We start from the raw sequence: 7,801 nt of genomic DNA on the forward strand, positions 1-7,801 counted from the left end.
AGTCAGGCTAGCAAAGCGGTGCGACAGGCTGTCCAGGATATGGCTTAATTATTATTCCCTCTGACGCGTTTAAGGGTTAAGTAATTAAATAAAATATCCTTGCTCAACATGGGGGCGTAAATACTTTATATCATGCCGTTATTCCCGTGACGCAAAAATGCCGGGCGCTGGTTAAGACGTTCAAACCAGGCCTCAATTGCAGGCACGTCGGGCTTATCAAACGGCGTCATTTTCCAGCGATTCACCGACAGCCCAAGCACCACGTCCGCAAGGGTAAACGTCTCGCCTGCCGCAAAGGCCCCGGTGCGCTGCAGCTGGTTTTCCAGAATGGTGATGCAGTGGTTCCACTCTTTTATTCCCGCCGCAATGCGCTCAGGGTCGTTAAAGTCCGGGTTTTTACGCCCCAGCGCCGGGAAGACGTAGCGCCAGGCGTTATTAAATTCGGTTGCCTGCCAGTCCATCCAGCGCTCGACGTTGGCGCAGGCCTGCGGTTCTGCGGGCAGCAGATCGTGACGTCCGGCCTTGCGCGCCAGATAGCGGCAGATGGCGTTGGACTCCCACAGCACGAAATCATCATCCATCAGCACCGGCACCATGGCGTTGGGGTTCAGGGCGCGGAAGGCATCCGTTTCCGTTGAGGCAAAACCGCTGCCGTAATCTTCCTGCCTGTAGGCGATGCCTGCTTCTTCGCAGGTCCAGAGCACTTTACGCACGTTGATGGAGGTGGTTTTGCCGAGGATGTGAATCATGTCGCCGCTTCTCTTCAGAGTGATGAATCGTTTAAAAACAATACACCAGCGGTGAAGAAAAGCGTCAACAAATCATCCGACGAGTGATTTGTGAAGACGCGAAAGCAGAAGCGTCAACCCAACCGCGCCCAGCAGCAATATGCCGCTCAATGCAAACGTGCTCTGCCAGCCGCTATGGTCGAACACCATACCGCCCGCCGTTGAACCTAGCGCAATAGAAAGTTGGATCACGGCGACCATTAACCCGCCACCGGCTTCAGCATCTTCCGGAAGCGTTCGCGCAATCCATGTCCACCATCCGGTTGGCGCCGCCGTCGCCAGCATCCCCCAGAGGCCTAACAGCAGGGCAACGATCCACATGCTGTGGCCGGTCAGTATCAACGCGCCTGCAATGACGGCCATCAGCAGGGGTATGGCGATTAACGTCAGGTAAAACGCCGCGTTCAGAACAATGGCAACGAGCAGTGTGCCAACAAAACCCGCAATGCCGATGGTGAGTAAAATCAGCGATAGGCCTGAGGGGGTGACCTGCGTGACGGTTTCGAGAAACGGACGCACATAGGTAAACAGCGCAAACTGTCCCATAAAGAACAGGCCGCAGGCCAGCAGACCGATGGAAACCACCCGTTGGCGGAATAGCCGAAAGACGGATGCGCGTGACGCCGTATTTTTATTGCCGTTCATATCGGGCAGGCTAAAGCATTGCCAGAGGAACGCCAGTATCGCCAAGGGAACCAGGCACAGGAAGGCGCCGCGCCAGCCAATGGTGGCGCCGAGATAGCTCCCGAGCGGGGCGGCGACTACCGTCGCCAGCGCGTTTCCCCCGTTGAATATCGCCAGCGCGCGAGAGACCTGATGCTGCGGAACGAGGCGAATGGCCGTTGCGGCAGACATGGACCAGAACCCGCCGATAGCGATACCGATCAGCGCGCGGCCGGTCATGTAAACCAGATAGTTTGGGGCGAAAGCGATAATCATCCCCGAGAGCGCCATCAGGAGCGTCATGCCCAGCAGAAGGTGTTTGCGGTTCATATTCCCGGCAAGCCGGGAAAGGAAGAGGCTGGTCAGAACCGCCAGCGCGCCGGAGATGGCGATCCCCTGGCCAGCGAGCCCCTCCGTAACCCCCAAATCTCTGGCAAGGGGGGTAAGCAGGCTGACGGGCATAAATTCCGAAGCAATCAGGACGAATACGCACAGGGTCATGGCAAAAATACCGCCCCAGTGCGCGCGTTCCTCATTCTGTGAGGTGGTAGGGTTCAGAGTGGACATAGTCATCTTTCACGAAGGGCCGCCCGCTAAAGACGGGCGGCGGAGAGGTTTATTTCAGGCTGGTTTTGAAGAACTGTTCAAACTGGCCGAACGGGATCTTCCCGGCAGCATTGTCGTAGAGATCGACATGGTTTGCGCCCGGAACAATCACCAGTTCCTTCTGCTTGCTGCCGACCGCTTTAAACGCATCTTCTGCAAAGTAGCGGGAGTGTGCTTTTTCACCGGTGACGATAAGCGTCGGGATAGTAATTTCCCCGGCGTAGCTCAGCAGCGGCATATTCATAAAGGATAATGGCGTGGTCGCGGTCCACGCGCCGGTGGAGTTGACGGAACGCGCGTGGAAGCCGCGCGGCATGCGGTAGTAGTCATAGAACTCCTTCAGTACCGGATGCGGGTCTGCTGGCAGCGTCTCTGGCAGAATACGTTCAGCCGCCGTCACCTTGCCGTTCTCATCGACATAAATGTCATGGCCGCCGTGCGCGAAGGTACCGTTCTCAGCATCTTTCCAGCGCTGTTCATTCAGATACTGCAGAACGGCACGGCGGTCAGACGTTGAATAGCGATCTTTCCCGTCGCCCACGCCGTGGCCCATCGCCCGGCTCATGTCATACATCACGCTGGTGGCGACCGCTTTCACGCGGGTGTCCATGGAGGCCGCATTCAGCGCCATACCGCCCCAGCCGCAGATGCCGAGAATACCGATGCGGTTACGATCAACCTCTTTCTGCAACCCCAGGAAATCCACCGCCGCGCTGAAGTCTTCGGTGTTGATATCCGGAGACGCAACGTTGCGCGGCTGGCCGCCGCTTTCGCCCGTATAGGACGGATCGAACGCCAGGGTCACAAACCCATTCTCCGCCAGGGTCTGCGCATACAGGCCGCTGGACTGCTCTTTGACCGCGCCAAACGGCCCGCTGACCGCAATAGCCGCCAGCTTGCGGTCACCGCGGTTTTTAGGAAGATAAAGATCGCCTACCAGGGTGATCCCGTACCGGTTCTGGAAGGACACCTTGCGGTGATCGACTTTGTCACTTTCGGCGAAGGTTTTATCCCATGTGGTCACCATCGAAACCGGTGCGTTTGGGTTGGTGGTTTCTGCATAACTCATTGTTGTCACTCCACTTAATGATGCGCATAGCAGCATCGCAACGGACAGTTTTTGGGTGAATGTTTTCATGAAAATGGACCCTGTGGTGTTGTGTTGCGGTCATTATAGTTAGCATAAATAGTGCTGATTAGAGGCCGAAAGCTGCTAGGATTCATATCATATTGTTATAAATTGGGGGCGTGATGGCGAAGCGGGAAAACTACAATGAGCTGTACCTGTTTATGCAGGTGGTGCGGGAAGGGAGCTTCACGGCGGCTGCACAGCGGCTTGGGCTGGCGCAATCCGGGATTAGCCGCTCGGTTCGCGAGCTGGAAGAGAGGTTGGGCGTTCAGCTTCTGGTCCGCACCACGCGCAAGCTGTCGCTAACCCACGCGGGGGAACAGCTTTACCGGACCGCCGAGTCCGCGTTCGATACGCTCGATACGGGCCTGGCGACCCTGGCACACTATCGTCAGACGCCGTCCGGCACGGTACGCATTAATGCCAGCCAGCACGCTATCGACAAATGTCTGCTGCCAAAGCTCGCCATTTTTAAACAGCGTTACCCGGACATCAGGCTGGAACTGATGAATGAAAGCCGCTTCGTCGACATTATCGCCGAGCGGTTCGATGCGGGTGTCAGACTGGGGCCGGAAGTGGGGCAGGGAATGATTGCAGTGCGTATCACGCCTGATATGGAAATGGCCGCAGTGGCTGCCCCGGAACACTTCAGACGCTACGGTTTTCCCCAGACGCCTGCGGATTTAGTGGCGCACCCCTGCATTGCCTACCAGCTTGCCGACGGTAGTGACTATCAGTGGGAGCTGGTGCAGGACGGGAAAAAAATCACCCATCGGCCAGAGGGGCAATGGGCGCTGTCTGACAGCTACATGGAAGCCGAAGCCGCCCGACTTGGGCTTGGGCTGGCCTATGTCCCGGTGGAGCTGGTGGCTAACGATCTGGAGCGCGGAACGCTGATCCGGGTGTTGCAGCGCTATAGCCTGCGCATGGACGGGTTGTACCTCTATTATCCGCACCGTAACGTGTCGCCCGCGCTTAGAGCGGTGATTGATACGCTTAAAATCTAGGGCAGCGTTGTTATTCTGGAAGGCGCCTCGCAAACCGCAAATTAACCGCGTGAAATTCAGGGTTATGTCTTTTCTTCGACCGATCGGGGTCGTAAAGTGCCTGCGTTGCGGCACATCCGCAATCGGGCGTAGGAACCCGCATCTACAGAGCGATATTTATATGTCGCGGCAGCGCCGAACTCGTTAAAATTGCGGTGGCGCTGGCGGAGCAGTCGCAAGGCTGGCCGTTTTCTCTGTGGGCGGCATTCCTACCTCTGTCAGCGCTACCCCCTCGAGCGTAGGAACTCATCGGGTGGTTCACCCAATTTACACACTGAGGATGCCTTACTATGGCTACTATCCCAACCCTGACTTATCTCCCGTCTGACGAAAGCTTCATTTTGCAACTTATCTCCCGGCCGCTTCCGGCTGATGCCGATCTGTTTGACGTCGCCGACAACTGCGCCGCGCTGGTGAGCGTGCTGGTCGAAATCGAGGATGCGAAGATGTTTACTGCGCTCTGCGAGCGTCTCCTTCAGGCTCTGCGTAAGCTACGGGAACTCTGCGATGCCGATCTGCCGCCTGACCTGATCGCGCAACTGATCATGGGTGAGAAACTGAACTCCTGCGTGCCGGACTGCTGGCAGGACACCCTGACTCAGGTGGACTATGTTCTGGCGCTGACGCAGGCGGTTATGGGGGGAACGCTGCCCGCTCACGTAGCGAAAGAGCTGACGGGCCTGCTGCACGATATGGTGTGGCTGCTGGCTGAGTTTGTGAGGGAGCCGCGCATCACTACACACTAAGGGCGCTGGGGTGGAGGGGCGGCAGCGCCCCTTTGAAGCTGTGATTAACGTGATGCATTCCCCGTATCCAGAAGCGACGTACCGTAGGAGTTGTCGATGGTACAAAGCCAGCGACCTTCGCTTTCCTGCCGAAAAACATAGGTCGCGCGGCGCGACAATTCCGTTATCCCACCCTGACCATCAGGAAAACGCAGAACGGTTTCCATGATAACGAGGGCATTGCCGCCACCTTCGATTACCTGCATCTCTCCTTGTTCGACGATCAGCTGATCCTGAAAATAATCAGAGATGGCAATAAACGCGCTGCGGATGTTTTCTTTGCCTTTAACCGTCATACCGGGCTTGACCACCAGAGCCGCGTCGTCGGCGTAATACTCCATCAGGGCGTCATAGTTTTTGGTGGTGATGGCGTGGTCGCAGGATTCAATGATCTGGCGTAGCGGATGTGGGGTCATGCGCGATTCCTCGTTGATGGGGGGAGCGCGTATTAACATAACAGTCTGGCGTGTTTGTATAGCTACCAGGTTTTGTGGCGGGTGGCTGTGGGGGGAAGTGGAGGGGGAACGTTAGGTTTGCTATGAGCGAGGAGCTGACGTTTGCAATTCTACTTATTGTTGGTTTATAGGGAACTCCGGAACCACAGCTATGAATGAAGCAGGATTTAATGCTGATGTGATCGAGGCCGTGTAAACAGATAACATAAAAATGAGGTCGTAAAGCATATAATCGCTATACGTACATTGAGTAACGCAAAGGTTTAATGGAAGGGTATGTATTTTTTCTATCAGCTGCGCTGATTAATTAGTATGCGTATAATAACATTAGCAAAACTTTGACAGTTATATCAAATGAGTGTATATATAATCCTGCATTAGCGAACCGCTTTTTTGCAACAATCGGCTGAGATTACTTGTCTTTAATTGACTAAAGCCGCAAGGCGCTTAGTTTGACTAAGCTATTCGGGAGAGGGCCCCACGCACGCCCCTCTCTCGGCTACGCAGAGTAGAGTTGGACGGTAAGCTCGATCATGGGGATTATGGCAGTTGTCAGTTATAGCCGATAAAAGCAACATAACCCCCTGTCCTCTTTATTCGAGGTGATCGAGCTTATATTGTATAAAGGATTATTATGTCTCTTCATATACGCCATACTAAAAAGAACACTAATTCCGCGATAAACTCAATTGATTCATTATGTTCTACTCTGAGTATAACAAGAACTGAACTTGAAACAGTGTTATCAATTCCTGATAAAGATAGATATACTCCTTCTGAAGTTGAAAAAAGTGATGGTACTACAAGGAATGTGTATAATCCAAAATCATTGATTAGAAAAATTCAACGTCGCATAAACAGGAGGATATTTAATATATACACTCCAACAGGACGAGAAAAAAAGAATCCTCCTATTATTTGGGCCTCGTATCTATTTGGCTCAATTCCAAATCAATTTTTGGATGAAGATATTGAACAAAAAGATTACATCGCATGCGCGCGAGTTCATTGCCAATCGAAAAGCCTTCTAAAAGTAGACATTAAAAATTTTTTCGATAATGTTCAGGCAATACATGTCGAGAGAATTTTCACTAATTTTTTCTTTTTTAGTGGTGATGTATCAAAGGCTTTGACAAATATCTGCTGTTATGAGGGGCATTTAGTGCAAGGGGCTTTAACGTCAAGCTATTTATCCTGCTTATGTCTACATGACGTAGAATGGAAGATTGTTGATAGGTTATCTCGAAAGAATTTAAGGTATACTCGCTTAGTTGACGATATAACAGTATCATCAACAGTAGCTAATTATGACTTTTCATATGCAAAAGATATAATTATTAATATGCTACATGAGAAAGATTTACCAGTTAATTTAAAGAAAACCCAACAGTATTATACTTCGACTACTCCATTAACGGTTCACGGGTTGCGTGTTTCATTTTCTGAACCTCGTCTCCCTTCAGACGAGGCAAAGCGAATTAGAGCATCCGTGCGCAATATTGAGAGCTTAGCCGCTGAAAGAAATTACCGTACAACACATGCTTATAGAAGGGACTTCAATAGATGCATGGGGCGAGTCAATAAACTTAAACGTGTTAATCACTCTCAATATGAAAGCTTAGTAAATCGGCTTTTTAAACTTTTCCCTTTGCCATCAAAAAAAGATCTTGAAAGAGTGACTATTTCCTTGGCCAACCTTGAAGATGATTTTCGCAAAGGTAAGCATGATACTTATTGGTATTGGAAAAGATATCATAGAGTGCATGAGCGTATAAATATTTTGCAGCGAACCTTTATGCGTGAAGCAATAATGTTTCGTAATAAAACAAAGCTTATAAAACCGAGCTACATACAATAATATTCAGGTTAAAGTAATGAAAATTTTTTTAAAAAATTATTTCCTCCTTAAAAAAATAGATTCACACTCCCTTAGAGTTTTGCTTCTGTGTTTAATTGCCATTGTTTTTCTAGGTGCTGTATTTTTTGTAATTTCATTTATTTCAACTGGAATACAAGAAAGGTTTTTTGAGCGGGATTTTTGCTTCCATAATACATGTATTTTAAATTTTACCAATGGCTACTCACAATCATTATTAATACTGCAAGCAACTTTTATATTGTTGGGGTTAGTAGCTAGCATAGGTGGAATAGTTGTTGCATTGCTTGGTTATACTAATAGTGTCAGCGTGTCAGCTCTCGGCAACCATATATCGCATTTTAAAATATTTCAAGAGTACTTATCATACGAAATAAATAAAAGAGATCGCCTGTCTTCATCTTCATTTGATATATTCAAATGGTATAATATTATTTTTAACAAGTCTCGTTC

8 protein-coding genes are annotated in these 7,801 nt (G+C 50.7%); 4 read left to right on the forward strand and 4 right to left on the reverse strand.

Annotation, left to right across the window (positions count from 1 at the left end):
- Nucleotides 1-125 precede the first annotated feature (125 nt).
- The 3 genes from AB8846_RS20000 to AB8846_RS20010 all read right to left on the reverse strand — a co-directional run bounded on the left by AB8846_RS20000 (nt 126) and on the right by AB8846_RS20010 (nt 3,195).
- On the reverse strand, nt 126-749 hold the full coding sequence (locus AB8846_RS20000; RefSeq protein ID WP_370733493.1) for a glutathione S-transferase family protein: 624 nt from the start codon (nt 747-749) through the stop codon (nt 126-128).
- 72 nt (nt 750-821) lie between these two features.
- Nucleotides 822-2,018, reverse strand: coding sequence for an MFS transporter (locus AB8846_RS20005; RefSeq protein WP_370733502.1), 1,197 nt, complete (start codon nt 2,016-2,018; stop codon nt 822-824).
- A 49-nt stretch (nt 2,019-2,067) separates the two neighbouring features.
- The gene (locus tag AB8846_RS20010) at nt 2,068-3,195 is read right to left on the reverse strand and encodes an alpha/beta hydrolase (protein WP_370733494.1); all 1,128 of its coding nucleotides are present in this window, start codon (nt 3,193-3,195) and stop codon (nt 2,068-2,070) included.
- A 113-nt stretch (nt 3,196-3,308) separates the two neighbouring features.
- Between AB8846_RS20010 and AB8846_RS20015 the strand changes: the two genes are divergently transcribed.
- Nucleotides 3,309-4,193: a LysR family transcriptional regulator gene (locus tag AB8846_RS20015; protein ID WP_370733495.1), complete on the forward strand. Its 885-nt coding sequence runs from the start codon at nt 3,309-3,311 to the stop codon at nt 4,191-4,193.
- Nucleotides 4,194-4,522: 329 nt separating this feature from the next.
- On the forward strand, nt 4,523-4,978 hold the full coding sequence (locus AB8846_RS20020) for a hypothetical protein (protein ID WP_370733496.1): 456 nt from the start codon (nt 4,523-4,525) through the stop codon (nt 4,976-4,978).
- Nucleotides 4,979-5,022: 44 nt separating this feature from the next.
- On the opposite strand, the gene AB8846_RS20025 is transcribed toward AB8846_RS20020, so the two are convergent.
- The gene (locus AB8846_RS20025; protein WP_370733497.1) at nt 5,023-5,433 is read right to left on the reverse strand and encodes an SgcJ/EcaC family oxidoreductase; all 411 of its coding nucleotides are present in this window, start codon (nt 5,431-5,433) and stop codon (nt 5,023-5,025) included.
- A 673-nt stretch (nt 5,434-6,106) separates the two neighbouring features.
- On the opposite strand from AB8846_RS20025, the gene AB8846_RS20030 reads away from it, so the two are divergent.
- Nucleotides 6,107-7,330 (forward strand): reverse transcriptase family protein, encoded by a 1,224-nt coding sequence (locus tag AB8846_RS20030; RefSeq protein WP_370733498.1) that lies wholly within the window; start codon nt 6,107-6,109, stop codon nt 7,328-7,330.
- 16 nt (nt 7,331-7,346) lie between these two features.
- On the forward strand, nt 7,347-7,801 hold a 455-nt coding region (locus tag AB8846_RS20035; protein ID WP_370733499.1), incomplete at its 3' end, for a retron Ec48 family effector membrane protein.

Source organism: Enterobacter sp. KB-221C9, assembly GCF_041320715.1.
Taxonomy (GTDB): Bacteria; Pseudomonadota; Gammaproteobacteria; order Enterobacterales; family Enterobacteriaceae; genus Enterobacter; species Enterobacter asburiae_D.

What these genes read in the sequence shown, in the direction of transcription:
- AB8846_RS20000 (WP_370733493.1), bottom strand. Translation starts at nt 749, where the DNA reads ATGATTCACATCCTCGGCAAAACCACCTCCATCAACGTGCGTAAAGTG.
- AB8846_RS20005 (WP_370733502.1), bottom strand. Translation starts at nt 2,018, where the DNA reads ATGTCCACTCTGAACCCTACCACCTCACAGAATGAGGAACGCGCGCAC.
- AB8846_RS20010 (WP_370733494.1), bottom strand. Translation starts at nt 3,195, where the DNA reads ATGAAAACATTCACCCAAAAACTGTCCGTTGCGATGCTGCTATGCGCA.
- AB8846_RS20015 (WP_370733495.1), top strand. Translation starts at nt 3,309, where the DNA reads ATGGCGAAGCGGGAAAACTACAATGAGCTGTACCTGTTTATGCAGGTG.
- AB8846_RS20020 (WP_370733496.1), top strand. Translation starts at nt 4,523, where the DNA reads ATGGCTACTATCCCAACCCTGACTTATCTCCCGTCTGACGAAAGCTTC.
- AB8846_RS20025 (WP_370733497.1), bottom strand. Translation starts at nt 5,433, where the DNA reads ATGACCCCACATCCGCTACGCCAGATCATTGAATCCTGCGACCACGCC.
- AB8846_RS20030 (WP_370733498.1), top strand. Translation starts at nt 6,107, where the DNA reads ATGTCTCTTCATATACGCCATACTAAAAAGAACACTAATTCCGCGATA.